General features: G+C 56.6%; 22 protein-coding genes. 11 read left to right on the forward strand and 11 right to left on the reverse strand.

The window, feature by feature from the left end; translation table 11 throughout:
- Window positions 1-159: 159 nt before the first annotated feature.
- Window positions 160-942: a response regulator transcription factor gene (locus WA429_RS15550; RefSeq protein WP_101247830.1), complete on the forward strand. Its 783-nt coding sequence runs from the start codon at window positions 160-162 to the stop codon at window positions 940-942.
- A complete protein-coding gene (locus tag WA429_RS15555) occupies window positions 939-2,366 on the forward strand; it encodes a HAMP domain-containing sensor histidine kinase (RefSeq protein WP_287466481.1) in 1,428 nt (475 codons plus the stop codon). Before WA429_RS15550 ends, WA429_RS15555 begins: the two co-directional genes overlap by 4 nt.
- A gap of 88 nt (window positions 2,367-2,454) precedes the next feature.
- On the opposite strand, the gene purU is transcribed toward WA429_RS15555, so the two are convergent.
- From purU to WA429_RS15590, 7 genes are all read right to left on the reverse strand, one after another.
- A complete protein-coding gene (gene purU, locus WA429_RS15560; RefSeq protein ID WP_068517035.1) occupies window positions 2,455-3,339 on the reverse strand; it encodes a formyltetrahydrofolate deformylase in 885 nt (294 codons plus the stop codon).
- Between the two features lie 82 nt (window positions 3,340-3,421).
- The gene (gene glnT / locus WA429_RS15565) at window positions 3,422-4,726 is read right to left on the reverse strand and encodes a type III glutamate--ammonia ligase (protein WP_101247833.1); all 1,305 of its coding nucleotides are present in this window, start codon (window positions 4,724-4,726) and stop codon (window positions 3,422-3,424) included.
- Window positions 4,727-4,812: 86 nt separating this feature from the next.
- Window positions 4,813-6,141: an FMN-binding glutamate synthase family protein gene (locus WA429_RS15570; protein WP_101247928.1), complete on the reverse strand. Its 1,329-nt coding sequence runs from the start codon at window positions 6,139-6,141 to the stop codon at window positions 4,813-4,815.
- Between the two features lie 47 nt (window positions 6,142-6,188).
- Complete coding sequence (locus tag WA429_RS15575) at window positions 6,189-6,875, reverse strand: GXGXG domain-containing protein (protein WP_228195703.1); 687 nt, start codon at window positions 6,873-6,875, stop codon at window positions 6,189-6,191.
- Between the two features lie 84 nt (window positions 6,876-6,959).
- On the reverse strand, window positions 6,960-7,856 hold the full coding sequence (locus tag WA429_RS15580) for a class II glutamine amidotransferase (protein WP_287466480.1): 897 nt from the start codon (window positions 7,854-7,856) through the stop codon (window positions 6,960-6,962).
- A 118-nt stretch (window positions 7,857-7,974) separates the two neighbouring features.
- Window positions 7,975-8,616, reverse strand: a complete 642-nt coding sequence (locus WA429_RS15585) for a helix-turn-helix domain-containing protein (RefSeq protein ID WP_068517160.1) — start codon at window positions 8,614-8,616, stop codon at window positions 7,975-7,977.
- Between the two features lie 230 nt (window positions 8,617-8,846).
- Window positions 8,847-9,071: a hypothetical protein gene (locus tag WA429_RS15590; protein ID WP_250282684.1), complete on the reverse strand. Its 225-nt coding sequence runs from the start codon at window positions 9,069-9,071 to the stop codon at window positions 8,847-8,849.
- Window positions 9,072-9,102: 31 nt separating this feature from the next.
- Here WA429_RS15590 and WA429_RS15595 point away from each other — a divergent pair, with 31 nt between their 5' ends.
- The 5 genes from WA429_RS15595 to WA429_RS15615 all read left to right on the forward strand — a co-directional run bounded on the left by WA429_RS15595 (window position 9,103) and on the right by WA429_RS15615 (window position 14,414).
- Window positions 9,103-10,236, forward strand: coding sequence for an aminomethyltransferase family protein (locus WA429_RS15595; protein WP_287466479.1), 1,134 nt, complete (start codon window positions 9,103-9,105; stop codon window positions 10,234-10,236).
- Between the two features lie 111 nt (window positions 10,237-10,347).
- Window positions 10,348-10,959 carry a dimethylamine monooxygenase subunit DmmA family protein gene (locus WA429_RS15600; RefSeq protein ID WP_287466478.1) on the forward strand — a complete coding sequence of 204 codons (612 nt, stop codon included), beginning with the start codon at window positions 10,348-10,350 and terminating at the stop codon, window positions 10,957-10,959.
- Window positions 10,956-11,921, forward strand: coding sequence for a PDR/VanB family oxidoreductase (locus tag WA429_RS15605; RefSeq protein WP_287466477.1), 966 nt, complete (start codon window positions 10,956-10,958; stop codon window positions 11,919-11,921). The genes WA429_RS15600 and WA429_RS15605 overlap by 4 nt, the downstream gene beginning before the upstream one ends.
- A gap of 18 nt (window positions 11,922-11,939) precedes the next feature.
- On the forward strand, window positions 11,940-12,980 hold the full coding sequence (locus tag WA429_RS15610) for a heme-dependent oxidative N-demethylase family protein (RefSeq protein WP_114113787.1): 1,041 nt from the start codon (window positions 11,940-11,942) through the stop codon (window positions 12,978-12,980).
- Between the two features lie 69 nt (window positions 12,981-13,049).
- Window positions 13,050-14,414 carry an NAD(P)/FAD-dependent oxidoreductase gene (locus WA429_RS15615; RefSeq protein ID WP_287466476.1) on the forward strand — a complete coding sequence of 455 codons (1,365 nt, stop codon included), beginning with the start codon at window positions 13,050-13,052 and terminating at the stop codon, window positions 14,412-14,414.
- Between the two features lie 666 nt (window positions 14,415-15,080).
- On the opposite strand, the gene WA429_RS15620 is transcribed toward WA429_RS15615, so the two are convergent.
- The 4 genes from WA429_RS15620 to WA429_RS15635 all read right to left on the reverse strand — a co-directional run bounded on the left by WA429_RS15620 (window position 15,081) and on the right by WA429_RS15635 (window position 20,876).
- Window positions 15,081-17,462, reverse strand: coding sequence for a DUF1989 domain-containing protein (locus tag WA429_RS15620; RefSeq protein ID WP_287466475.1), 2,382 nt, complete (start codon window positions 17,460-17,462; stop codon window positions 15,081-15,083).
- Between the two features lie 411 nt (window positions 17,463-17,873).
- Window positions 17,874-18,038: a hypothetical protein gene (locus tag WA429_RS15625; RefSeq protein ID WP_170310292.1), complete on the reverse strand. Its 165-nt coding sequence runs from the start codon at window positions 18,036-18,038 to the stop codon at window positions 17,874-17,876.
- 37 nt (window positions 18,039-18,075) lie between these two features.
- Complete coding sequence (locus WA429_RS15630) at window positions 18,076-19,422, reverse strand: ammonium transporter (RefSeq protein WP_068517045.1); 1,347 nt, start codon at window positions 19,420-19,422, stop codon at window positions 18,076-18,078.
- Between the two features lie 305 nt (window positions 19,423-19,727).
- Entirely contained in the window at window positions 19,728-20,876 is a 1,149-nt protein-coding gene (locus WA429_RS15635; RefSeq protein WP_287466474.1) for a GlxA family transcriptional regulator, read from the reverse strand.
- Window positions 20,877-21,018: 142 nt separating this feature from the next.
- On the opposite strand from WA429_RS15635, the gene WA429_RS15640 reads away from it, so the two are divergent.
- Genes WA429_RS15640 through WA429_RS15655 form a run of 4 tightly spaced genes read left to right on the forward strand, consistent with a single transcriptional unit; the run spans window position 21,019 to window position 26,101 of the window.
- Window positions 21,019-22,269, forward strand: coding sequence for a sarcosine oxidase subunit beta family protein (locus tag WA429_RS15640; RefSeq protein ID WP_287466473.1), 1,251 nt, complete (start codon window positions 21,019-21,021; stop codon window positions 22,267-22,269).
- Window positions 22,270-22,288: 19 nt separating this feature from the next.
- A complete protein-coding gene (locus WA429_RS15645; protein ID WP_068517047.1) occupies window positions 22,289-22,567 on the forward strand; it encodes a sarcosine oxidase subunit delta in 279 nt (92 codons plus the stop codon).
- Window positions 22,564-25,539 (forward strand): sarcosine oxidase subunit alpha family protein, encoded by a 2,976-nt coding sequence (locus WA429_RS15650; protein ID WP_287466472.1) that lies wholly within the window; start codon window positions 22,564-22,566, stop codon window positions 25,537-25,539. The genes WA429_RS15645 and WA429_RS15650 overlap by 4 nt, the downstream gene beginning before the upstream one ends.
- On the forward strand, window positions 25,532-26,101 hold the full coding sequence (locus WA429_RS15655; RefSeq protein ID WP_287466471.1) for a sarcosine oxidase subunit gamma: 570 nt from the start codon (window positions 25,532-25,534) through the stop codon (window positions 26,099-26,101). The genes WA429_RS15650 and WA429_RS15655 overlap by 8 nt, the downstream gene beginning before the upstream one ends.
- Window positions 26,102-26,200: the final 99 nt, after the last annotated feature.

The raw sequence follows: 26,200 nt of genomic DNA on the forward strand, positions 1-26,200 counted from the left end.
TTCATTCCTGACATTGCTCAGTGGCGCAACATGCGCATTCCTGATGAGCAACAGATAACAAGCCAACCCGGGCTTGAGGGTGAGGGCGGCGAAAATGATCTGTAAGGAATGTGTAAAGATGGCCTTCGGGCTCTTTTAACGGGCGCAACGATGGGTAGAATGGCATCATCCAGACCGCAAAAACAAACCGGCCCGTTATACCGTGCCGACGCCAAGGAAAGACGCAAACAATTGACCCGCATATTGCTTGTAGATGACGACGCCGAACTGGGGGCGATGCTTGCCGAATATCTTGATGGCGAGGGCTTTGACGTTTCCCAGGCCTATAACGGCAAGGAAGGGCTGGCGCGCGCGCTTCAGGGGGAATATGCCGTCATCCTGCTTGATATCATGATGCCCGGCATGGGCGGCATTGACGTGTTGCGCGAACTGCGTGTCAAAAGCCGCGTACCCGTCATCATGCTGACCGCCAAGGGTGATGACGTTGATCGGGTCATCGGGCTTGAACTGGGGGCGGATGATTATATCCCCAAACCCTATTATCCGCGGGAACTGGTGGCCCGTATCCGTGCGGTCTTGCGCCGTGCCGAACCGGTCGTCCCCAGTGATCCGGACGGGGCGGGGGACAATCCGTCCGATGAACTTGTTCATGGCAAACTCAAACTCAAACCGGCCAGCCGCGTGGCAAGTTTTGATGGTGTGGCGTTTGATTTGACCGTGTCGGAATTCAATCTGCTCGAAGTTCTGATGCGTGCGGGCGAACGTGCCCTTTCCAAGGACGAATTGTCGCGCAAGGTGCTGGGTCGCCCGCGCGAGGTTTATGACCGTTCGATTGATGTGCATATGAGCAACCTGCGCCAGAAACTGCAAACCATCAGCGGCGATGCCGGCATGATCGAAACCGTGCGCGGCTTTGGCTATCGTTTAAGGCAGGACACATGAAAAGACGTCTGTTCTGGAAAATCCTGATCGGGTTTATCATAACCTTTACCGGTATCTCGGTCGGGGTCTGGTCGCTGCTGATGTTGTATGGCGGGCCGCCCGAACCGTTCCATATCGGCTATCTCAAACGCACCGCCCCGGGATATCTGCAAACTGCCGCCGAAGTCGCCCGCCATGGCGGTGTTGACGAACTCGAAGCCACCATTGCCCATTGGCCAAAATCCGAACGCAGCCGCCTGATCATTGATCTGGGCTCCCCCGGTTCGGGCGGCACTGTCGATGGCGCCAATAGTGCCGATAATGCCAGCGCTGCCAATAGTACCGATATGGTTGCGCGCGTCTTGCCGGATAATGGTTCCCCCGAATGGCTGGATGCGCTCAAAGAATACCCCGCCTTTGAACAGGTCGTGACCGGACCCGGCGGTGAAAATATCCGCCTGATCTTTGATGTCAGTGATGTGATTGCCGAAATCCCGCAACGTTCACGCTGGAAAGTCCCCAATCCCCTGATCATTCTCGGATCGATTGGCGGCCTTGTCTTTAGTGGTGTACTCGCCTGGTATCTGACGCGCCCGATCCTGAAAATTAGTGACGGGTTCGAAGAATTGTCGCGCGGCAATCTGGATTATCGTCTGGGCAAAACCATCGGGCGGCGGCGCGATGAAATTGCCGATCTGGCCCGTGATTTCGATGTCATGGCTGACCGGTTGCAACGGCTTGTCGCGGCGCGTGACCGGTTGCTTAATGACGTCTCGCACGAATTGCGCTCCCCGCTTGCCCGGATGCAGCTTGCCGTCGGGCTGGCGCGCCAGTCACCGGACAAAAGTGCCACTTCGCTTGATCGCATCGAAAAGGAAGCCGTCCGGCTTGATGAACTGGTGGGGGAACTTCTGACCCTGTCGCGGGCCGAAAGCGGTGCGGCACGCCATCAATCATGGATCGATCTTGATCATCTGCTGGGCCGTGTGGTCAGCGATGCCCGGTTCGAAGCCGATGCCACCGGTGTGATTGTCGATGCCGATTTCGGGGCACGACCGTCCGGTGATCACAATGTACCGGTATTGATGGGCAGTCCCGAACTGTTGCGCCGGGCTTTTGAAAATGTCGTGCGTAATGCCCTGCGCCATTCGGGCGAAGGACAGATCGTCAAAATCACGGCCACGGATGATACCGATCACCAGCAGTTCCGCATCGACATCAGTGACGAAGGTCCGGGCATTGACGGCGACAAACTCGATGAACTGTTTGAACCCTTCGTGCGCGGGCAATCAAATGCCTGGGGCGGTGGGTTCGGCCTTGGCCTGTCGATTGCCCAGCGCGCCATTCGCGCCCATGGCGGGGATATCAAAATCCGCAACCGCGATCAGGGCGGGCTTCTCGTCACAATCCTTCTGCCCTATGAATTGCGTCAGGCCGAAGTCTGATCATCGCGACGGCCAAGAAAGACACCCATAAAAGCAAACGCCCCGGCCTGTGCAAAGCCGGGGCGTTTTGGCTTTCGGATCGGGATGGCTATCCCATACGTTCGGACGCATAGCTTCCCGGACTTGGCGGGAAGACAATGGTGCGATTGCCGTTGATAAAGGACCGGTGGTGAATGTGGGCGTGAACGGCACGCGCCAGAACCTGACTTTCAACGTCCCGCCCGATTGACACATAATCGGCCGAGTTTTGCGCATGGGTGATGCGCGCGATATCCTGTTCAATGATCGGACCTTCATCAAGATCGGCCGTCACATAATGGGCCGTCGCCCCGATCAGTTTGACGCCGCGTTCATAGGCCTGCCGATACGGGTTGGCGCCCTTGAAACTTGGCAGGAATGAATGGTGGATATTGATGATCTTGCCGCTCATTTTCTTGCACAGGCTGTCAGACAGAACCTGCATGTAGCGCGCCAGAACAATCAGTTCGACCTCGCTGCTGGCAACGATATCAAGAAGCTTTTTCTCGGCTTCGGGCTTGTTGTCCTTGGTCACCGGGATGTGGTGGAACGGGATGTCGTGATTGACCACGACCTTTTGATAGTCGAAATGGTTTGAAACCACACCGACGATATCAATCGGCAAGGCCCCGATTTTCCAGCGATACAAAAGATCGTTCAAACAATGGCCAAACCGCGACACCATCAGAAGAACCTTCATCTTTTCCGCGCTGTCATGGAACTGATAGGTCATGCCAAATTGCGTTGCCGGACCATCAAAGCCACGCGACAGGGTTTCCTGATCGACACCTTCTTCGCTGACAAAGGCCACCCGCATAAAGAACAGGCCGGTTTCCATGTCATCAAACTGGGAACTGTCGGTAATGTTGCAACCATGTTCGGCCAGATAGGCTGAAATGGCGGCAACAACCCCGCGCTGGGAGTCACAGGTGACTGTCAGAACGTAGCTTTTCATCTCGTCTGGCTTTCAAAATAACAGTGAATGAAAATGACCCGGCCCCGTCCATCGGGGAATGTTTTGGGGCCGGGCAGAAGCATCAGATATCAAGCGTGTTTTCGCGTTCCCAGCTTGAGAAATGCGAAACATATGAATTCCATTCTTTTTGCTTGAGCTTGAGGAACGCCTTGGAAAACGCCATGCCAAGTTCGGCCTGAAGCGCCTCGTTGCGGCCCAGTTCGCGTAATGCATCAAGAAGGTTCAGCGGCAGGCGCGGCGCATCCTTGACCAGATGGCCTTCTTCATACATGTCGATGTCATAATGCGGGCCGGGATCGGCGGCATTTGCCATGCCGTCAAGTCCGGCCGCAATGATCACCGCCTGAAGCAGATAGGGGTTGGTCGCCCCGTCGGGCAGGCGCAATTCAAACCGGCCCGGTCCGGGAACACGCACCATGTGAGTGCGGTTATTGCCAGTCCAGGTAACCGAATTGGGGGCCCAGGTCGCGCCCGATGTGGTGCGCGGTGCATTGATGCGTTTGTATGAATTGACCGTCGGATTGGTGATCGCGGCCATGGCCGATGCATGGTTCATGATCCCGCCTAGGAAATGCTTGCCCTTTGATGACAGGCCAAACGGGGCCGCGTCATCGGCAAAGGCATTCTGGCCGGCCTCGTTCCACACCGATACATGGCAATGGCATCCGTTGCCCGTCAGGCCGGCAAACGGTTTGGGCATAAAGGTCGCGCGAAGGCCGTGTTTCTCGGCAATCGATTTGACCATGAATTTGAAAAAGGAATGCTTGTCGGCGGTTTTAAGCGCATCATCAAATTCCCAGTTCATTTCAAACTGGCCATTGGCGTCTTCATGGTCGTTCTGATAGGCACCCCAACCCAGTTCCAGCATGTAATCGCAAATCTCCGCAATCACGTCATAGCGGCGCATGACCGCTTGCTGGTCGTAACACGGCTTTTCGGCGGTATCGGCGGCATCCGAGATTGCAGTACCATCTTCGGTGATCAGGAAAAATTCCGCCTCGACCCCGGTTTTGACATTCAGGCCAAGCTTGGCCGCCTTGGCGATCTGGGCCTTAAGGACATTGCGCGGGGCCTGTTCGACCGGCTGGTCTTCCATGATGCAATCGGCCGCGACCCAGGCAACATCGGGTTTCCACGGCAACTGGATCACAGAGTCCGGATCAGGAACCGCAAACATGTCGGGATGGGCCGGGCTCAGATCAAGCCAGGTCGCAAACCCGGCAAATCCCGCACCTTCTTCCTGCATGTCAGCAATCGCCTGGGTGGGAACAAGTTTGGCGCGCTGTCCGCCAAACAGGTCGGTAAAGCTGATCATGAAATACTTTATGCCGCGTTCCCGGGCAAAGGCTGATAGATCCTTGGTCATTGAAGTCCCCTGACGAATTTTATGCAGTGCCAACGGTTATCCCGGCGTGCCAAAAGGCACACCGGTTCCGGTGGTGCGTTAATGTTCTAGAATCCTCCCTGACCGGGAATCCAACTGGTCCCGGCAAGCGGTACACCGGCCATGGCCGCCGCTTCGATATTCAGTGCGCACAGATCCTCGGGTTCGAGGTTGTGCACATGATTTTTGCCGCAGGCGCGCGCAATTGTTTGCGCTTCAAGTGTCATGACCTTCAGGTAGTTGGCCAGACGCCGGCCAGCGGCAATCGGGTCAACCCGTTTCATCAGGTCGGCATCCTGGGTCGTGATGCCTGCGGGATCACGGCCTTCATGCCAATCGTCATACGCCCCGGCCGTCGTGCCAAGCGCGTTATAGTCTTCTTCCCATTTGGGATCGTTATCGCCAATCGCGACCAGGGCAGCCGTCCCGATCGAAACCGCGTCCGCGCCAAGGGCCAATGCCTTTGCCACGTCCGCACCATTGCGAATGCCGCCAGATACGATCAATTGTACTTTGCGATGCATTCCCATGTCTTGCAACGCTTTTACCGCCGGGCGGATACAGGCAAGCGTCGGCTGCCCGACATGTTCAATGAACACTTCCTGGGTTGCGGCCGTTCCGCCCTGCATGCCGTCAAGCACGATGACATCGGCACCGGCCTTGACCGCAAGGGCCACGTCATAATAGGGGCGGGCACCGCCAACCTTGATAAAGATCGGCTTTTGCCAGTCGGTGATTTCGCGCAGTTCCTGAATTTTGATCTCAAGATCATCCGGGCCGGTCCAGTCGGGATGACGACATGCCGAACGCTGATCGATCCCCTTGGGCAGGTTGCGCATATGCGCCACACGGTCCGAGATTTTCTGACCCAGCAACATGCCGCCGCCGCCCGGTTTGGCACCCTGACCAATGACGATTTCAATCGCATCGGCGCGTTTCAGATCGCGCGGGTTCATGCCGTACCGTGACGGAAGATATTGATACACTAGGGTTTCGGAATGGCCGCGTTCTTCCTCGGTCATGCCGCCATCGCCAGTGGTGGTCGATGTGCCCGCAAGGGTCGCCCCACGTCCCAGTGCCTCTTTGGCCGGACCGGAAAGGGATCCGAAACTCATGCCTGCGATGGTGATCGGGATTTTAAGTTCAATCGGCTTTTTGGCAAAACGGGTGCCCAGCGTGACCGCGGTTTCGCATTTCTCGCGATATCCCTCAAGCGGGTAGCGTGACATGGATGCGCCAAGGAACAGCAAATCATCAAAATGCGGGACCTTGCGTTTGGCGCCACTGCCGCGAATGTCATAGATGCCGGTGGCCGCTGCACGGCGGATTTCCGATAAGGTATAATCATCAAAGGTTGCCGATTTGCGCGGCGTGGTAACGGGATGTTTGTGGCTCATGGTCTGATCCTGTTTCTGGGCTGAAAGCATGGTTTCAGCGCTGCGCGTCAATAAGCGTCGGCATTGTCGATGTTGAAATTGTAAAGCTGGCGGGCAGAGCCATATCGCGTGAATTCTTCGGGCTTCACATCCGTGATCCCCGCATCCGACAGAAGCTTGGTCAGGATTTCGATATGTTCGGGGCGCATGTCCTTTTTGATGCAATCCGCACCAAGCGACTTGACCGTCCCGCGCACGAAAAGCCGTGCCTCATAAAGCGAATCACCAAGCGCATCCCCGGCATCGCCCAGAACAACAAGGTTGCCCGACTGCGCCATAAAGGCCGACATATGGCCGATATTGCCTTTGACCACGATGTCGATGCCCTTCATCGAAATGCCGCACCGTGACGATGCATTGCCTTCGATCACCAGCAATCCGCCGTGGGCGGTGGCCCCGGCATACTGGCTGGCATCGCCCTTGATCACGACCTTGCCCGACATCATGTTTTCGGCCACACCCGGACCGGCATTGCCATGCACCGTGATGTTGGCGGTCTCATTCATACCGGCACAGTAATAGCCGACACTGCCCTTGATCTGGACATTGACCGGGGCATCAATCCCGACGGCAACCGCATGGGCACCGCGCGGATTGGTGACTTCGAATTCCTCGTTCCCACCGTCTTTATCAAGTGCATGAAGCGACGCATTCAAATCGCGCAATTCGGTGGTTGCAAGATCAAACACTGGCATATGTGTTCCTTCCTTAAATGGCTGCCTGTGTGAAGCGGCCGGGTCGGGGCGCGATATCGCTGCACCCGACAGGGTTCTTGAAAATCAGTGTTCCCAGAAATAAACCGTGGCCGGTTCCGGTTCCCAAACCCGCGCATCTTCAATGCCCGGCAGGTTCACAAGCGCGCGATATTCCGACCCGAATGCGACATAGGCATCGGTTTCGGCCATGACGGCGGGCTTACACGCAATCGGATCGCGTACCACGCCAAAGCCCGACTTGGTGCCAACGACGAATGTGAAAAACCCGTCAAGGTCATCAAGCGCGCTGGTCAATGCCTCGCCAAGGTTCTTGCCCTTGGCCATTTCCCCGGTCAGATAGGCGGCGGCGACTTCGGAATCGTTTTCGGTTTCCATGCAAATGCCCTGATGGGACAGTTCGCGGCGCAGATTGTTGTGATTGGAAAGTGACCCGTTATGGACAAGGCACTGGTCCGATCCGGTCGAAAACGGATGGGCACCAAGGGTCGTGACCGCACTTTCGGTCGCCATACGCGTATGGCCAATGCCGTGTGTGCCCGACATGTCGGTAATCTTGAACCGTTCGACCACATCCTTGGGCAGGCCGACTTCCTTATAGATTTCCATGACATTGCCCGTGCCCATCACCCGGATATCGGGGCGAAGTTCGGCAAGGGCGGTACGGGTGGCATCGATCTGATCGGCGCCAACCGTGATCACGGCATGTGTGCTTTTGGGCAGGATCGATGCATTGGCAATGCCCGCAGCACGCAATGCATCGGTCAGGCCGGCAAAATCGGTTTCCGGTTCCGGGGACTGAATGGTGAGTTTGGCCAGATTGTTCTGATCTGCGCCATAAATGGCGATCCCCGCACTATCAGGGCCGCGATCGGTCATGGTCACCAGCATTTCCGACAGCAAAGCGCCGAGCTGCGGTTCCAGACTTTTATCTTTAAGGAATAAACCAACGATGCCGCACATGGCAGGACAGTCTCCATTCTGTTGCTTGAATGGAGACTAACTGTTCGCGATTGCGGAATCAACTCATAAGAATAAAAATTTCATCAGGGTGAATTATATTCTTCACCGTGAAGAAATTTTACGAGCGTGCCGGATAGCAGATGATCGACAGATAACGGATTGGAAATGAAAGAAGTTCTTCCGGTCCGTGCCGGGCATCGGCATCAAAAAACAGGCTGTCACCGGCCTGCATGTAATAAAGCTGATCACCGTGGCGATAGCGTACTTCACCCTCAAGCATATAGATGAATTCCATGCCTTCATGCTGGAAGGCGGGGAAACTGCTCGACTCCTCGGTCAGCGTCAGCAAATAGGGCTCGACCACAACACCGCTGGTATTGTTATCAATATGCCCAAGCAGGTTATATTCATGACCTGCGCGCGTGCCGCGCCGTTCAATCGCAATGCCTTCACCCGATTTGACGAACACCGCATTGCGCGGTTCTTCATAACGGCGGAAAAAGTCGGTCAGCGGCACGCCAAGTGCGCTTGCCAATGCCTGAAGCGATGTCAGGGACGGTGACGTCACACCGTTTTCAATCTTGGACAACATCCCCATCGAAATGCCGGTTGCCGATGCCAGATCGGCAATGGTGATGCCAAGTTTCTTGCGCAGGGCGCGGACTTCATGTCCGATCGCGATTTCCAGATTGTTTTCCTTCGGCTCGCGAAGGGCGTGCGGGTCCTGGTTCAGGGCGGCCGGTTTGTTCATGGAGTCCATGGGTATTCCTTGCTCGCTGTTGGCGTTGGTTTTGGTTGGTTTCTGCGATTTGTTATCTGCCATTGTGGCGGCTTCCTTCGCCACCGTGCCCGTAATCGGCGTGCGGTGCGTTTCCTGATCGTTTCCTGGGTCATGCGCGGACCGCTTTGCTTTGGCGGCCGTCTTTTGTTTTGTGCCGGTCTGCCCGCTGATCATTGCGATCCGTGGTGCAGTGCGGCCTTCTGTTTCATTTAAACTGTCAGGAAAGATTTATCAACTGAAGGGAAAATCATTTTGTGGAACAGGCGGGCGGTGGTGGCACAATCAAATTGTTGCAATGCCGCAGAAAATAGCACTTGAGGAATAATTATTGAATTAAATGAAAAATAATTATTGCGTTCGCGAACAAGTTGCCGCCAGAATGGAGAACATAAAAAGCCAATAATTGCGCGCTGATTGCGCGACAAGGCTGCCAAATCAGGGCGACCAAATCAGGAGGCCATCACAATGACTGCAAGCTGGAGATTCTCCGCCCTTGCCGACCGTCACCGCGCGCTTGGTTCCAATCTTGAAGACTGGAGCGGGATGGGCACGGCATGGACCTATGACAAGGATTGGGACGAAGAATATATCGCCATCCGCACCAAGGCCGGGATCATGGATGTATCGGGCCTGAAAAAGGTCCACATCACCGGCCCCCATGCTTCGCACGTCATTGATTATGCCACCACGCGCAATGTCGAAAAAATCTATCCGGGCAAATCGGTCTATGCCTGCATGCTCAATGATCAGGGCAAATTTACCGACGATTGCGTGATCTATCGCATGGGGCCGAATTCATGGATGGTGGTTCACGGATCGGGCACCGGGCACGAAGAATTGACCCGGGCCGCCGTGGGGCGCGATGTATCGGTTCGTTTTGATGACAATCTTCATGACCTGTCGCTTCAGGGGCCGTTGGCGGTCGATTATCTGGCGGAATATGTGCCCGGTATTCGCGATCTTCCCTATTTTCATCACATGCAAACCCAGCTGTTTGGCGCACCGGTGATGATTTCGCGGACCGGCTATACCGGTGAACGCGGTTACGAGATTTTCTGTCGCGGGCAGGATGCCGGGATGATTTGGGACCGGATCGTTGCCGAAGGGGCCGATATGGGCATCATTCCGACCCGCTTTACTACGCTTGATATGTTGCGGGTCGAAAGTTACCTGCTGTTTTATCCCTATGATAACTCGCAGATGTACCCGTTCGAAAACGAAGGACCGGGCGATACCCTGTGGGAGCTTGGCCTTGATTTCACGGTCAGTCCCGGCAAAACCGGGTTCCGCGGCGCCGAGGAACATTACCGTCTCAAGGGCAAGGAACGCTTCAAGATTTTCGGCATCCTGTTTGACGGCAAGGAAGTCCCGACCGAAGGGGCGGCTGTGTTCAAGGACGGGGCAAAGGTTGGCGTTGTGACCTGTGCGATGTATTCCCCGCTCAAAGACCAGACCATGGCGATTGCCCGTCTGGCGGTTGAGTGCGCCGAGCAGGGTGTGCGTCTTGAAATTGCCGGGGCGAACGGCATGCTGGGCGGTATGGCCCACACCATGCCCTTTGATGATCCGAGCAAATCCAAAAGAACCGCCAAGGGCTAGGACATATCCCCGGGATCGGCCGGATCGGCTGGATCGACCGGATCGGTCGGACCGGTTCCCCGGGGCTGTCATTTTATCCGTTGGTTTCTGACAGAATGGGATCCCGCGACCATGTCTGAGAGTTTAATAGAAGAAAGCATCCTTTCCCGCCCCAAATACGGGCAGTTGGCGATTGCACCGGGGCTTGCGCATTATTTCGTTGCCGATGCATCGGGCGCGGAATGCGTCATCCGCGTGGCCCAGACCGCCCCGAAAGGCTTCATGGAAAAGGTTCATATCCTTTATGTGCCGACACCGGGTGAAAATGCCCTGATCACTGCCCTTTATGCCTTGGGGGCGAAACGGTTCGAACATGTCCCGACCATTGATGCGGCGATTGCCAAGCTGGGCGACTGGCTTTCGGAGTCCAAAATGGGAAGCCAGCTTTATCTCGCCGGGACCGAAGGCCTGATTGGCCGGGCTGTCGCCAAGGGCGAGGAATGCGGGCTCGATCACACGGCTGTTCAGTGTGAACATCGCGGCAGTCTGGCGCGTCGGGTTCAATGCGTTCACTGCAAAACCATGATCGAAAAGGTCACAACACAGCCGGTCAAATGCCCGTCCTGTGATTTGCTGCTTTTGGTGCGCGATCATTATTCCCGGCGACTGGCTGCCTTTCAGGGGGTGTGCATCAATGCCGAAGACCCGACCGAGGTAGTCGAAATCAGGGAGGTCTTCAAATGAGCGCGTCCGATCATCTGATCCCGGTGGTGGTTTCCCGGGTTATCGAAGTCAATTCGATCATCAAGCGGTTTGAATTCAAGCATATCCACGGCAACGAACTTCCGGCCTTTTCCGGCGGGGCGCATATCGTGGTGGAAATGCTTGATGGCCCGACCAAACGCAAGAATGCCTATTCCCTGATGAGTTCGCCCTTTGATCGCGACCAATATGCCATTTCGGTGCGGCGCGACGATAACGGTCGCGGCGGATCGAAATTCATGCATGAAAAGGTCGAACCGGGCATGAGAATGAATATCTCGGCCCCGGTGAACCTGTTTGCGCTTGATCTGCGCGCCAGAAAACATCTGATGATTGCGGGCGGCATCGGCATCACGCCGTTCATCGCCCAGATGACCCAGGCATCATCACTTGGCGTGCCGTTCGAACTTCATTACGCCGCGCGCAGCGCATCACAGGCGGCCTATATGGACAGCCTGCAAGACCGGTTTGGCGACCATGTCAGGTGCTATTGCGATGATGCGGGCGGTGGTCCCGACCTGACCGCACTTTTATCGGATCAGCCGCTTGGCACCCATGTCTATGTCTGCGGGCCCAAAGGCATGATCGAAGCGGTCGTTCAAACCGCAACCGATCTTGGCTGGCCTGCGGCCCACATCCATTTCGAACATTTCCTGTCCCCGCCGGTGGGCAAGGCATTTTCGGTCCATCTGGCAAAGGCCGGGATTGATATCACGGTCGGGCCGGAACAAAGCCTGCTTGAAGCGATCGAGGCATCGGGAACACCGGTCAAATGCCTGTGTCGTGGTGGCGCCTGTGGGCAGTGCGAGACAAAGGTCGTCACCTGTGATGGTGACATTGCCCATAACGATCACTGGCTTGATGACGATCAGCGTGCATCGAAACAGTTCATCATGCCCTGCGTGTCGCGGTTCAGCGGCAAGCGTCTTGAACTTGATCTGTAAGCAAGGGGGATCTGCGATATGACCATTCACTTCAGAAACGAGACATTCCGCAATGATTTCACCTATGCCAACAGTCCGGGCAACATTCCGCGCTTTCCGTTCCCGTTCCCCGAAGACGAATATATGTATTCGACTAATGTGGAACCGCATCATGCCACACGGGCCGGAAGCCCGTTTGAACATGCCTTTGATGTCGACGAACATTATGTCTCGGAAATGAAGGACCGCGCCCTTGTCCTGGCCGACGACCCCGGCCGTTGTCAGGCCCTGCCGCATATGGAAACGGCGGCGTGGGATTTTGTCGAACTGGTGATGGTATCGAAGGCGCGCGACTATCCTGATCTGTTTGAACTGACCATTGACGGGGATCGCTGGCACTGGATCAACAAGCCGCTTCAGATCGATGACACCTTTGTCTTTGGCGACAGTTCGACCCTGCCATGTCATCCGATGGAATATATCGGCCGTCAGGTACAGGGCGACCACGCGATCCTTGATCAGCGCGATGGCAATCTTTGGATGGATGCGGGGATCATTACCGCGCAGGCAGACTGGTCGCTTGATTTCGACATTGGCATGAACTTCTTTGAATGGCATGCGCCGGTACCGCTGGCCCATGAACTCGGCGTGTTTCAACGCGCGTTGAAATTCCTGCTGTCCCTGCCGCAAGGCCAGCCGTCCCGGCGTCTGAACTGGACGCTGACGGTTAATCCAAGGCTTGATACCAGTCCGGAAAACTATCCCAAATGGGGGCCGGACAAGCTGACGGTGAATCCCGGAAATATCGGAGAAAAGGTCCATCTTCGGGTCGAACTTCAGACCTTCTGGCGTCTGCCGCGGTCCAACGCGATCCTGTTTCCGATCCGCACCTATCTGATGGCGATGAACGAAGTTGTGACCCAGCCGAAATGGGGCCGTCGCCTGCATCGGGTGATGCGCGATCTGCGCCCGGAACTGGTCGAATATAAGGGGCTGTCACGCTACCACCCGATGCTGGTGGACTGGCTTGCACAGTTTGACGACGGCGCGCCGACGTCACCGGGGATTTTCCCCGACTAACCAAAACCGGCATCAAAAAAACAAGCCGGACGGAGGAAATAACCAGCCATCTATTGGGGATCTAAGGCAATGACACTTCGCGTGGCGATTATTGGCGCCGGCCCGTCGGGCATGGCGCAGATGCGTGCATTTCAGTCAGCAGCAGCCAAAGGGGCCGAAATCCCCGAAGTGGTATGTTTCGAACGTCAGGAAGACTGGGGCGGTTTGTGGAACTATACCTGGCGCACCGGACTTGATGAATATGGTGAACCGATCCACGGGTCGATGTATCGCTATCTGTGGTCAAACGGGCCCAAGGAATGCCTTGAATTTGCCGATTACACTTTCGAGGAACATTTCGGCAAGCCGATCGCATCCTATCCGCCGCGCGCGGTGATCTGGGACTATATCAAGGGCCGGGTCGAAAAGGCCAATGTGCGCCCGTGGGTGCGGTTCAGAACCCCGGTGCGCCGGGTCGAATTTGATGATGGGTCACAGACCTTTACGGTGACTTCGCATGATCTCAAAAACGATATCATTGCATCCGAGGAATTTGATTATGTGGTGGTCGCCAATGGTCATTTCTCGACGCCGAATGTCCCGGAATTCCCGGGGTTCGAAACCTTTGGCGGGCGTGTTTTGCATGCCCATGATTTCCGCGATGCCCTTGAATTCAAGGACAAGGATATCCTGATCATCGGTACCTCCTATTCGGCCGAGGATATCGGATCGCAATGCTATAAATATGGCTGCAAATCCGTCACGGTCAGTCATCGCACCAATCCCATCGGCTTTGACTGGCCCGATAACTGGGCCGAAGTGCCGCTTTTGACCAGGGTTGAGGGCAATACAGCCTATTTCAAGGACGGATCATCGCGTGATGTCGATGCGATCATTCTGTGCACCGGCTATCAGCATCACTTCCCGTTCCTGACCGATGATTTGCGTTTGAAAACCGCTAACCGATTGTGGCCATTGGGTCTTTATAACGGGGTGGTGTGGGAAGAAAACCCAAGGCTGATGTATCTGGGCATGCAGGACCAGTTCTATACCTTCAACATGTTTGATGCCCAAGCATGGTATGCCCGTGATGTGATCATGGGCCGTCTTGATCTGCCGTCAAAGGACGCGATGAAGGCCGACAGTCAGGCCTGGCGCGACCGGGAAGAAGGCCTGAACGAAGATCATGACATGATCTGGTTCCAGGGCGATTACACCGCCCATCTTATTGAAATGACAGACTATCCGATGTTTGACATCGAAGGGGTCAACAAGACCTTCGAGGAATGGGAACATGACAAGGCCCATGACATTATGGGCTATCGCAACAAGTCATATCGATCGCTTATGACCGGCAATATGTCGCCTGCCCATCATACGCCGTGGCTTGATGAACTTGATGACAGTCTGGAAGCCTATTTGCAGACCGGATTAAAAAGCAGCGCTGCAGAATAAGCCGCATTATTAAAAAGAAACTAATAATCGCACTGACCTTCCCTTAGCAGAGCAAACTCGCAGTCACCCCCGCGCCCGTCGCGGGGTTATTTTTGTATGAGGATTGAATTTTGCAGGGTCCATGATGCCCGCGGCATCCCGGCGTTGACGCTATGTGGAGGCGTGAAAAGGGTAGGGCGCGATTGGCGTAGGTAGCGGGATGGAGCCAGAACGTCGGCGCCGCAGGACGGGGCTCAAGGCAGCACCAGCGCAGGCCGTGGTCTTTATGGAGCAAGGGATAGCGAGGGGCAGCGGGGCGCGGGGCGGGGCGGATAAGGGCTAGGGCTGGCCGAATCAGGGTTGGGGCGGGCCAGCTCAGGGCTGGTGCGGGCCGGATCAGAGTTGGGGCGGCCCAGGGCTGGGGCAGGGCGGCTCAGGGCTGGGGCAGGTCGGCTCAGAGGTGGGGCAGGCCGGCTCAAGGTTGGGGCGGGGCGGATCAGGTTGGGCAGGCCGGATCGGGGTTGTGGGGCGGTGAAATATCTGGGAAAGCGGGGCGAGGTTGGTGCGGGTTATGACGCCCGAGGCATCCCGACTTGGGGATCAATTGGTCGGGGGCAGGAAAGGCGCGCCGGACCGGAAATTCGGGCGTGTTTGGGGTGGGATGTAGGAATGTGAGGATTCCTCGTGTTACGATCTTGGTTTGGTTTTTTCCGGGTCGTAATGCGGGAAGGCGGTGATTTTGGCGGGCAGGCGCATCATGTGGCCGTCGAGTTTGCCAATCTCGACCTCGGTGCCGATATCGGCATGGGCAATGTCGATGCGGGCAAGGGCGATGTTTTTGCCCAAAATGGGGGATCGCATCGCACTGGTGATCACCCCGATCTGGGCGCGGCCGATATGGACGCAATCGCCGTGGCTGGCCGCGACATTGCCATCAATCTCGATCCCGACCAGTTTGTGGGATGGATGATCTTTCCGCCGGATCAGGGCATCGCGACCGATAAAGTCGTCTTCCTTGGATTTCAGCGGCACGGTAAAGCCGATCCCGGCTTCGAACGGGTCGGTCTGATCGGAAAATTCGTAATCGGCAAAAATCAGACCCGCTTCGATGCGGACCATATCAAGGGCGGCAAGCCCCATCGGGGTCAGGCCGTGCGGTTCGCCGGCCTCCCAGATCGCATCAAAAACGGTCAGCGCATCCTTGGGATGGCACCAGATTTCATAGCCGAGTTCCCCGGTATAGCCGGTGCGCGAAACGACAACCGGTGCGCCCTTGGCATTGCCGATGCGGCCAATGGTGAATTTGAACCAGCCGACTTCATCAAGCTTGGGCTGATGAGGGGGCGTCCAGATGACATCGCGCAGGATATCGCGGCTTTTGGGGCCCTGAACGGCGATATTGTGCATCTGATCGGTCGAGGATCGGATCAGAACATGCAGGCCAAGCTTGGCGGCCTGTTCGCGCAGCCAGACGCCGCTGTAATCATCGCCGCAAATCCAGCGGAAATTGTCCTGCCCAAGGCGCAGCAAAGTGCCGTCATCAATCATGCCGCCATGGGGATAGCACATGGCGGAATAGACGACCTGACCAATGCCGAGCTTTTTGACATTGCGGGTCAGACAATGCTGCATCAGGGTTTCACTGTCGGGGCCGGTAATTTCGAATTTGCGCAGGGCCGAAAGGTCGATCACGACCGCCTTTTCACGGCAGGCATAATATTCTTCGATCATGCCAAAGCCGGTATATTCGTGCGCCAGCCAGAAGCCCTTATAGTCAACAAAGTTGCGGGTCAGTTCGCCAAAACGCGGGTGAAAGGCGGTTTGTTTGGTCATTTTTGCTTCGGCCTCTGCTGTCGGGCGCCAGGCAACGGCATGGGTGAATTTTTCGGTGCTGTCATAGGCACGGATATGAATGTCGGTCGGCTTCCAGCCATTGGCCGCCGTGGTGTCATCAGGACAGGCCGACGATACGCAGACCAGATCGGTCATGGCCCGCAAAAGCACATAATCCCCCGGACGCGACCATGGCTGATCGGCATACATCACGCCGTGATCATCAATGCCGGTATTGAAAAAGAAATTGATCGCCATCCAGCCGGGGCGCGGATCAACCCCGTGCGCGGCAAGCGCCCCGTTGAAATTATCGGTGCAGTTCACATGCCCCGGATAGCCGATATCGTCGTAATATTTGGATGCGCAGGCCATGGCAAAGGCATCATGACGCCCGCAGGTATCCTGAATAACCTCGACCAGCGGGTCCATGTCCTGATCATAGTATTTGCCATGCAGGCCGGGCATCGGATAGGCGTGACCCATCAGGGTGCGCGTGGTGGTGACATCGAGCGGGTTCTGAAGACCGCGATCAAGTTTGCGGGCATCAAAGCACTGAAAATCGGTGCATTGCCGCCCGTCAACATCAAGGATCTGGATATAGTCACCGGCCCTGATTTCATAGGCGCGCGCGGTGGCCGCATGAATGCGCAGATCAAGCGTCGGATCGGCCAGCGGATCGGGCAGGGCAAAGCTGTATGTATCGTGATGATGGGCGCGGTCAATGGTCACAATCACCGGGCTTGCCGTGTTGTGGGCATCAATCTGCATGATCGGGGCCGGGGTGGCGACAATGACAAAGCCGTCAAACTGGGCGCATAGCACCACCGTATCACCGGCCGGACTGGCATTGCCAAACATCCGCAAGGCCAGACATTCATCAAGATTGACGTCGCGCCGTTTCAGGGTGCGGGCAAAGCGCGCCAGACTGTCATCAAAGGGATGGCTTAAAAGGTCAATCAGGCCGCGCGGTTTGCCGTGCGGCAGATATTCAAAAATCGATGGCAATGACTTTCCCGACGGATCAAGGCCGATCAGTTCGACCGTCTGCATGCCTTCGCTATTGGTCAGCGATAGCTGATCGCCTTCGCGCACCGCAATCAGCACGGCACCGCGTCCGGGAACCTCGTAACGTTCAATATTGCGCGCCATTGCGGTGCGCCCGGCATTGAGAATGCGACTGGGACGTGCGGCGCGCACGGCATGCGCAGATGACTGGGGATGTGAAAGCGCGATCATTGTGGCCTCTGCGGTGAATGATCTGTGCAGATGCAAGGCAGCGATAACATGGGTGACTTGCGCGGGACCGGATGGCAGGCACATGTGCCAGTCGGGTCGGTTGGCATTTATCGTCCGGCAGATGCCGGGGCAGCATTCAGGTGCAGCATTCAGGTCAGGAGCGAAGGCCAGAGCCAGAACCAGAACCAAGGTCGAGGCCAGAGCAAAGGCCGGGTGAGGGTCGGGACAAGAACCGGGATCAGAGCCGGGACCAGAACCAGAACCGGGGCCCGAGCCAGAGCCGGAGCTACAACCAGAACCCTTGAAAGGCCAGTTTTGAGGCTGGCCTTTCAGAGTGGTCATGATGGGATGCATCACCGGGTGCAGTTGGGTTCAGGGCAGGCTGGTGATGCACCCCGTCAATGTCAAAGATTACATGTCTTTGTAAGCTTTGTTCTCGTGGCTGGCCATCGAGGCGATGGTCCAGATGCACACGCCAATACCGACCAGCGTGAACAGAACGAGAAGGGCCGGTTTGTCGGCAAAGGTGAAATAGGCCTCTGCGCCTTCCCAGCTGGTAATCGGAGCTGTGTTCATTTTACAGTTTCCTTATCTGGATTGATCAGAAACGAACTTACTCGGCCGGGGTCGGCGAGGTCGGGTCGTTGGTGAATGCCGCCGGAACAGAGCTTTCCGGATAGGCGCTGACCGGAACTTCGGCCTTGTCGAGACCGGCAAGTTCAGCCTTGTCGGTAACGCGCAGCAGGCCAACCATCTTCAGAACGAAGGACAGGGCATAGCCCGGTACGAAACCAAGGATCATGAAGACAACGGCACTGGACAGCTGACCAACGAACGAGATTTCCGGACCGGCAACGTTCGGGTAACCCGACGCAAAGATACCAGCCATAACAAGACCCCAGACGCCGCCAAAGCCGTGAACGGCGACCGCGCCAACCGCGTCGTCGATCTTGAACTTGCCAACGAGGATGTCGTTGAGTTTCGGCATGATGCAACCGCCGCCGAAGCTGACAAGGAAAGCGAGCCCCGGATAGTAGAGATCAAGTGCCGGAGCAGAAGAGATCACACCGATCAGCGCACCCGACATCATCCAGAACGGATCGCGGGTCACGAGATACGCACCGATCATGCCGCCAGCAACGCCCATCAGAGTGTTGAATGCGAATGCCGACAGGGTTGCCGGGGTGTTGTAGATGGTCATCCAAGTGTCGCCGGTATAGATGATGCAACCGCCGAGGAAGCCGAAGAAGCCCATGACGATCAGCATCAGACCGATCAGCGACATCGGCATGTTGTGGCCGTCAATATTGTTGACCGAGCCATCAGCATTGAAGCGGCCGATACGCGGACCAAGATTGATCAGCACACCCAGGGTGAAGAAGCCGGCAATGGTGTGAACGGCACCCGCCGCACCAACGTCATGCAGGCCCCATTCGGTGGTCAGCCAACCGTCCGGATGCCAGCCCCAGGAAGCGCCGAAGACCCAGACAACCGCGCCCAGGAACAGGGCAAGAATGGTAAAGCCGGAAATACGGATACGTTCAATGACGGAACCCGACATGATCGAGGCGGTGGTCGCCGCGAACAGGGTGAAGGCCGCATAGAAGATGCCTGACGCGTTATCGGTCAGGTTCGGACCCATATTTGCACTCCAGGGCAGGCCGGCTTCGGAGCCGTCAGCGATGCTGAAGCCTGTCGGAAATGCCAGATAGATCCACCAGCCGACATAATAGAATGCCGGAATAAGGAAAGCGAACGCGATCAGGTTTTTCATACCCGATGCCAGCGCGTTCTTTGCGCGCGATGCACCCATTTCATAGGCAAGGAAGCCTGCGTGGATGGCAAGCATCAGTGCTGTACACCACCAATAGAAAACTTCGGAATTGATGGTCGTTGCCATGCTGAGCGATGACTCAAGGCTATCGAGCCTCGCCATCAACTCCGGTACGGATTGTTCCATTTTAGTCTCTCCATCACATAATGCCCCCCGATGGACATTCCTTTTATTAAAAATCAATTCCCTATAGTGAACAAGTTCAAATGTGTTTTTTATTGTGCGTTGCAAAAAATATAATAAAAACAATTAGATAATAAAAATACGATATCCGTCACAGGATAAATGTTTAAAAAATAGTCGTTGAAAAATGATGCATATCAAATATGCAGACTCGTGGAATCGTGCCGATTCTATCGAAATCGCGTGCAGGGGAATGCACCCCTCGGTTGGATAGGGGGCCTTGCCGAACGGGGGATGGGGCGGAATGGTCAGTCGCCGCGTGCCATGCTGGGCGTGACACCATAGGTTGCCTTGTAGCTGCGCGAGAAGTGGCTGCTATTGGAAAAACCGGTGGCAAAGGCGATTTCGGAAATGGTCAGCGCACTTTGGGTCAGAAGCCGGTTGGCATGGTCCAGACGCACCTGGCGATAGGTTTCAAGAAACGATTTTCCAAGATGCTGATCAAACAGGCGGTCAAGCTGACGGGTCGACAGGCGGGCAAACCGCGCCATTTCTTCGCGGGATTTCGGGTCTTCGATGGTGGTTTCCATCTTTTCGAGAACCCGCAACAGTCCCGGATGATGCACGTTATAGCGTTCGGCAAGCGATGCGCGCTGTGAGCCGGTTGATGTGCCGACCTGGGTATGGAGAAACCAGTCCGACACCCGGGTGGCGAAATCCGACCCCAGATGTTGCGCGATCATGGCATGCATCATATCAAGCGGTGCGACCCCGCCGCCGCATGTGATGCGATCACCATCAATGACAAAGCGGGCGCGTTTTGGTTCCAGATCGGGAAAGGCTTCGATCAAAGCCGGGGCGTGTTCCCAATGGATGGTGAATTGCCGCTGCCCCAGAAGCCCGGCAGCCGCCAGAACATAGGCCCCGCTTGAAATGCCGCCCATCCGCACCCCCCAGCGTGCGAGTTTGCGAAGACCGGGCAATATGCCCGGTGCCTGCCATTGTGACGGGTGGCCGCCGGCACAGACAAACAGGCTGTGCAGGCTGGTCGGGGCCTGGGCCAGCGGCGTGGTCGGCACCATGGTCCCGGTCGATGACAGCACATTGCCGCCGGTCGCCGAATAATTGAGGATCTTATAGACCGGGCGCCCGGCCAGAAGATTGGCCGCACGTAACGGTTCAATCGCCGAGGCATAGGACATCAGCGCAAAATCAGGCAGCAGGAAAAAGCCGATATGTTGCGGGGCCGGGAATGCAGTCGGCCCGGCAGGGGCGTTGGAATGGGCATCAGGCCTGGATGAGGGGGGCTTGGCAGACTGGGCGGACTTGGCCGACTGGTAGGCAGTCCGGGCGAGCGGGAAGGCCGGGTTGGGATTGGCGCTGGTTTGGGTTTGCGTGTCCTCGTCCCTGTCTCTGTGCGTATCCCTGAGCTTTTCCCTGTCCGTGCCAGATGTCATCGCATGCCCCTGATCGCGCATTTGGCGGCATCGGATGTGATGTCCCAAATATGTTATTAGATGTCCTTTTTAGACAAGCTGGAAATTGTGTCTCTGTCAAGATCAGCTGGTACCCGTTGCGGGCAACAGCGAAAGATCAAAGATGCGTTATTCAGCCCTGTCACTGCTTGGCAATGCTTTTTCCAAGAACAAGAACTGGAAACCGGCCTGGCGCAATCCGGACCCGAAACCCCGTTATGATGTGATCATCATTGGCGGTGGCGGGCATGGATTGGCGACGGCCTATTACCTGTCCAAGGTGTTTGGCGTCCGCAATGTTGCGGTTCTTGAAAAGGGCTATCTGGGATCAGGCAATATCGGGCGTAACACGACGATCATCCGGTCGAATTACCTGCTGGAAGGCAATAACCCGTTCTATGAATTCTCGATGAAGCTGTGGGAAGGGTTGGAACAGGATTTCAATTTCAACGCCATGGTATCCCAGCGCGGGGTGATCAATCTGTATCATTCCGATGCACAGCGCGATGCCTATACCCGGCGTGGCAATGCCATGCGGTTGCATGGGGTTGATGCAGACCTTCTTGATCGTGATCAGGTGCGTGAAAAGCTGCCATTTCTGGATTACGACAATGCGCGTTTCCCGATCATGGGCGGTTTGATGCAGGCGCGTGGCGGCACGGTGCGCCATGATGCGGTGGCCTGGGGATTTGCCCGCGGGGCTGATCAGAACGGTGTGGATATCATCCAGAATTGCGAAGTCACGGCAATTGACCGCGATGGCGATCAGATCACCGGTGTTCAAACCACACGCGGGGTGATCAAGTGCGGCAAGCTTGCGATGGCGGTGGCGGGCAGTTCAAGCCATGTCGCAAGGATGGTCGATATGCGTCTTCCGATTGAAAGCCACGCGCTTCAGGCGTTTGTGTCCGAGGGGTTGAAGCCGTTTATCGATACGGTCGTCACATTCGGGGCCGGGCATTTTTATGTGTCGCAATCGGACAAGGGCGGGCTTGTGTTTGGCGGGGATATCGAAGGGTATAATTCCTATGCCCAGCGCGGCAACCTTGCCTGTGTCGAACATGTGGCCGAGGCCGGAATGGCGATGATCCCGGCATTGTCGCGGGTGCGTATCCTGCGCAGTTGGGGCGGGATCATGGATATGAGCATGGATGGATCGCCGATCATGGATCGGACCCATCTTTCCAACCTCTATTTCAATGGGGGGTGGTGTTATGGCGGGTTCAAGGCGACCCCGGCATCTGGATATTGCTTTGCTCATTTGTTGGCGACCGATACCCCGCATGAAACCGCGACCGCATTTCGCATGGACCGGTTTGCACGCGGTTATCTGCTTGATGAAAAGGGCGTTGGTGCCCAGGCCAACCTGCACTAAGCCGCAAAGGAATTTGGAAATGAGCAGTCTTGTCAAATGTCCCCATTGCGGTCTTCGTCCCCGTGAGGAATTTACCATCCGTGGCGAGGTGCCAACCCCGCGTCCAGCCGCCGGTGCCGATGAAAGCGTGTGGTTTGATCATGTCTATCTGCGCGACAACCCGCGCGGGCAGCATCGGGAATATTGGCACCATTCGGGCGGGTGCCGTCGCTGGCTGGTGCTGGATCGCAACACGGTCACCCATGAAACCGGTGATGTGGTTGATGCCAGTACCCTGAAATCGGAGGGCCGGGCATGACCAGTTTTCGGATTGATGGCGGCACGCTGATTGACCGCGATGATGTGCGTGAATTCACCTTTAACGGCGAGAAACTTCGCGGTTTTGGCGGGGATACGGTTGCATCGGCCTTGCTTGCCAATGGCAGGCAACTGGTCGGGCGCAGTTTCAAATATCACCGCCCGCGTGGCATTCTGACCGCCGGGGCGGCAGAACCCAATGCACTTTTGACCATCGGGCGCGATGGGCGGCGTGATCCCAACACGCGGGCGACCATGGCGGAACTGTTTGACGGGCTTGAAGCCCGATCCCAGAATTGCTGGCCGAATGTGGATTTTGATATCGGGGCGATGAATGGTCTTTTGGGGCCGTTGCTGGGTGCCGGGTTCTATTACAAGACATTTATGTGGCCCGCGGCATTCTGGGAAAAGGTTTATGAACCGCTGATCCGCAAGGCCGCCGGTCTTGGCCGGGCAAGCTATGATCCCGATCCGGGGTCTTATGAAAAATGCTGGGCGCATTGTGATGTTCTGGTGATCGGGGCCGGTCCGGCCGGGCTTGCCGCGGCACTGACCGCCGGACGAGCAGGGGCACGGGTGATCATTGCCGATGAGGGCGCGCAACTTGGCGGCGGGATGCTGGCCGAAGGCGGGATGATCGGCAATAAACCCGCCGATGCGGTTCTGGCCGATATGGTGGGGGAATTGCATGCCCTGCCCAATGTCGAGGTGAAAAAACGCACCACCGTTTTCGGGGCCTATGACGATCAGGTCTTTGCCGCGGTCGAGCGGGTGCAAAAGCATCTGTCTGACGCGGCGATCAATCCCGACCGGGCGATGGAACGGCTTTGGCGCATTGTTGCCAAGCAGGTCATTCTGGCCACCGGGGCCGAGGAACGCCCGATTGTGTTTGGCGGCAATGATCGGCCCGGCGTGATGACGGCGGGCGCGATGCGGACCTACCTGAATGCGTTTGGTGTCGCACCGGGCAAGCGGGTTGCGCTTTTTGCCAATAACAATCAGGCCTATCAGACCGCGATGGATCTTGAGGCAAGGGGGATCGAGGTCGCAGCGATCATTGATCCGCGCAAATGCCCCGATATCGATTATGGCGGCAAGGCACGCCTGATTGCTGGGGCCATGGTTCGTGATACGGCGGGGCGCAAGGCGATCAAATCAATTGCCGTGCGTCATGATGATGGCCGTGATGAAATGATTGCGGTTGATGCGCTGGCGGTTTCGGGCGGTTATAGCCCGATTGTGCATCTGGCCTGTCATCGCGGGGCAAGGCCGGTCTGGTCGGATGAACATGTCGGTTTCATGCCGCCCGAAAATTGCGATGGCATGGTGCCGGCCGGGGCGGTTGCCGGAAAGGCCGGGATTGCATCGTGCTTTGTCGCCGGTGCGACGGCCGCAGTTTCGGTATTGAATGCACTTGGACTGAATGCCGCGCCAGCAGGTTTGCCCGATACGCAAACAGCCGATGATATTGCGCAGGGAACGGTTGCGATCTGGTCGGTGCCATCCAGCAAGGGCAAGGCATTTGTTGATTATCAGAACGATGTGATGGCGGGTGATATCAATCTTGCGATGCGCGAAGGGTATGATCACGTTGAACTTGCCAAGCGCTATACCACCAACGGCATGGCGACCGATCAGGGCAAGACATCGAATGTGATTGCGATTGGCATCCTTGCCCAAAACAAGGGTGTGTCGCCCGGCGAGATTGGCACCACGACATTCCGCCCGTTCTATACGCCGGTGTCGTTTGGCGCACTTGTTGGCGCATCGAAGGGGTTCGAATTCCAGCCGGTGCGCAAATCGCCGCTGCATGGCTGGGCCGAACGCAACGGGGCGAAATTTGTTGAAACCGGGCTTTGGTACAGATCAAGCTGGTTCCCGAAAGACGGCGAGACATTCTGGCGCGACAGTGTCGATCGCGAAGTCATGAATGTGCGCGAAAATGTCGGGATTTGCGATGTTTCGACCCTTGGCAAGATCGAGATTTTTGGTGCGGATGCGGCAGAATTCCTGAACCGGGTTTATTGCAATGCGTTCCTGAAGCTGCCGGTTGGCAAGGCGCGCTATGGCATCATGCTGCGCGAGGATGGCTTTGTGTATGATGACGGCACGACCAGTTGTTTGGCCGAAAATCATTACTTCATGACCACCACAACCGCCCTTGCGGCGGGGGTTTTGACCCATCTTGAGTTCTGTGCGCAGGTTTTGTGGCCCGATCTTGATGTGCGGCTGGCATCGGCGACCGATCAATGGGCGCAGATGGCCATTGCCGGGCCAAGGGCGCGTGATGTTCTGGCCAAAATCATTGATGACGACATTTCAAATGATGCCTTCCCGTTCCTGGCGGCCCGTGACGTTTCGATGTTTGGCGGGCGGTTGACCGGGCGGTTGTTCCGAATTTCGTTTTCGGGCGAGCTTGCCTATGAAATCGCGGTTCCGGCCGGATATGGCGAAAGCGTTGCCGATGCCATCATGGTGGCAGGCAAGGAATTTGGTATTGCGCCCTATGGCACCGAGGCGCTTGGCGTCATGCGGATTGAAAAGGGTCATGTCACCCATGCCGAGATCAATGGCACGGTGACGCCCGCCGATCTTGGCATGGGGCGGATGGTATCGGCCAAAAAGGATGATTTCATTGGCCGGGTGATGAATATGCGCGAAGGGCTTGCTGACCCGATGCGCCCGGCACTTGTTGGCATCAAGCCGAAATCACCGGCGGATAAATTCGCGACCGGGTCGCATATCCTGAAAATCGGGGATGAGGTCAGCCTTGCCAATGATCAGGGCTATGTGACGTCGATGTGTTATTCGCCAAACCTTGGTCATGCGATTGGTCTGGCCCTGGTGAAAAATGGCCCGGCGCGATATGGCGAGGAAGTCGTCATCTGGAACGGTCTGGCCGGGACCAGCATTACCGGCATCCTGTGCAATCCGGCCTTTGTCGATCCAGAGAATGAGAAGCTCCATGCGTGATTCTCCGTTAAATAACGTATCGCCCTTTGCCGCCATGCCGGACGGGCAGGCGCATGGCGCCATCCATATTGCGCCGGTCAGAACGGGCTTTGTCTTTCATGTTCTGGGGCAGGCGACAGGAACAATCGATCAGACCCGTCAGCAGCAGCTTCAAAAGATGCTGGATGCGATTGCGCCGGATCTGGGCGGGGAGCTTCGGGTATTGTCGCCCGGTCAGTGGTTCTGGGTCGGGGAAAATGATGTGTCGCAAGGCCGGTTTGGCGAAATCGCCGGGCAGCTTCCGGGCGAATTCGCCGTTTCGGATCAGACCCATGGCCGGGTGCGGTTGCGCCTTACGGGGGCGCGGGTATGTGATGTTCTGGCCAAGGGGGTGATGATTGACCTTGATGAAGGTATCTTTGGCGTCGGGCAATCGGCAATGACCCAGATCGGGCATATCGGGGCGATGGTCACGCGCCTTGATCGCGACAGTTTTGAAATCACGGTCCTGCGCAGCTTTGCCGACAGCCTGTGGCACGAGCTTCATCACATGGCCGCCGAATTCACCGGGCCGCATTCCTGAACCGCGGTGGCGTTTGCATCCATGAAGCCGGTTTTTTGATCCTGTGACCTTGTGATGTCACAATCAGGGCATAACTGATTGGGCACAAAGATCAAAACA

This window comes from Thalassospira sp. CH_XMU1420-2 (genome assembly GCF_037029325.1).
Classification (GTDB): domain Bacteria; phylum Pseudomonadota; class Alphaproteobacteria; order Rhodospirillales; family Thalassospiraceae; genus Thalassospira; species Thalassospira povalilytica.

Coding starts and splice junctions, on each gene's coding strand:
- WA429_RS15550 (WP_101247830.1), top strand. CDS start 160: ATGGCATCATCCAGACCGCAAAAACAAACCGGCCCGTTATACCGTGCC.
- WA429_RS15555 (WP_287466481.1), top strand. CDS start 939: ATGAAAAGACGTCTGTTCTGGAAAATCCTGATCGGGTTTATCATAACC.
- purU (WP_068517035.1), bottom strand. CDS start 3,339: ATGAAAAGCTACGTTCTGACAGTCACCTGTGACTCCCAGCGCGGGGTT.
- glnT (WP_101247833.1), bottom strand. CDS start 4,726: ATGACCAAGGATCTATCAGCCTTTGCCCGGGAACGCGGCATAAAGTAT.
- WA429_RS15570 (WP_101247928.1), bottom strand. CDS start 6,141: ATGAGCCACAAACATCCCGTTACCACGCCGCGCAAATCGGCAACCTTT.
- WA429_RS15575 (WP_228195703.1), bottom strand. CDS start 6,875: ATGCCAGTGTTTGATCTTGCAACCACCGAATTGCGCGATTTGAATGCG.
- WA429_RS15580 (WP_287466480.1), bottom strand. CDS start 7,856: ATGTGCGGCATCGTTGGTTTATTCCTTAAAGATAAAAGTCTGGAACCG.
- WA429_RS15585 (WP_068517160.1), bottom strand. CDS start 8,616: ATGGACTCCATGAACAAACCGGCCGCCCTGAACCAGGACCCGCACGCC.
- WA429_RS15595 (WP_287466479.1), top strand. CDS start 9,103: ATGACTGCAAGCTGGAGATTCTCCGCCCTTGCCGACCGTCACCGCGCG.
- WA429_RS15600 (WP_287466478.1), top strand. CDS start 10,348: ATGTCTGAGAGTTTAATAGAAGAAAGCATCCTTTCCCGCCCCAAATAC.
- WA429_RS15605 (WP_287466477.1), top strand. CDS start 10,956: ATGAGCGCGTCCGATCATCTGATCCCGGTGGTGGTTTCCCGGGTTATC.
- WA429_RS15610 (WP_114113787.1), top strand. CDS start 11,940: ATGACCATTCACTTCAGAAACGAGACATTCCGCAATGATTTCACCTAT.
- WA429_RS15615 (WP_287466476.1), top strand. CDS start 13,050: ATGACACTTCGCGTGGCGATTATTGGCGCCGGCCCGTCGGGCATGGCG.
- WA429_RS15620 (WP_287466475.1), bottom strand. CDS start 17,462: ATGATCGCGCTTTCACATCCCCAGTCATCTGCGCATGCCGTGCGCGCC.
- WA429_RS15625 (WP_170310292.1), bottom strand. CDS start 18,038: ATGAACACAGCTCCGATTACCAGCTGGGAAGGCGCAGAGGCCTATTTC.
- WA429_RS15630 (WP_068517045.1), bottom strand. CDS start 19,422: ATGGAACAATCCGTACCGGAGTTGATGGCGAGGCTCGATAGCCTTGAG.
- WA429_RS15635 (WP_287466474.1), bottom strand. CDS start 20,876: ATGACATCTGGCACGGACAGGGAAAAGCTCAGGGATACGCACAGAGAC.
- WA429_RS15640 (WP_287466473.1), top strand. CDS start 21,019: ATGCGTTATTCAGCCCTGTCACTGCTTGGCAATGCTTTTTCCAAGAAC.
- WA429_RS15645 (WP_068517047.1), top strand. CDS start 22,289: ATGAGCAGTCTTGTCAAATGTCCCCATTGCGGTCTTCGTCCCCGTGAG.
- WA429_RS15650 (WP_287466472.1), top strand. CDS start 22,564: ATGACCAGTTTTCGGATTGATGGCGGCACGCTGATTGACCGCGATGAT.
- WA429_RS15655 (WP_287466471.1), top strand. CDS start 25,532: ATGCGTGATTCTCCGTTAAATAACGTATCGCCCTTTGCCGCCATGCCG.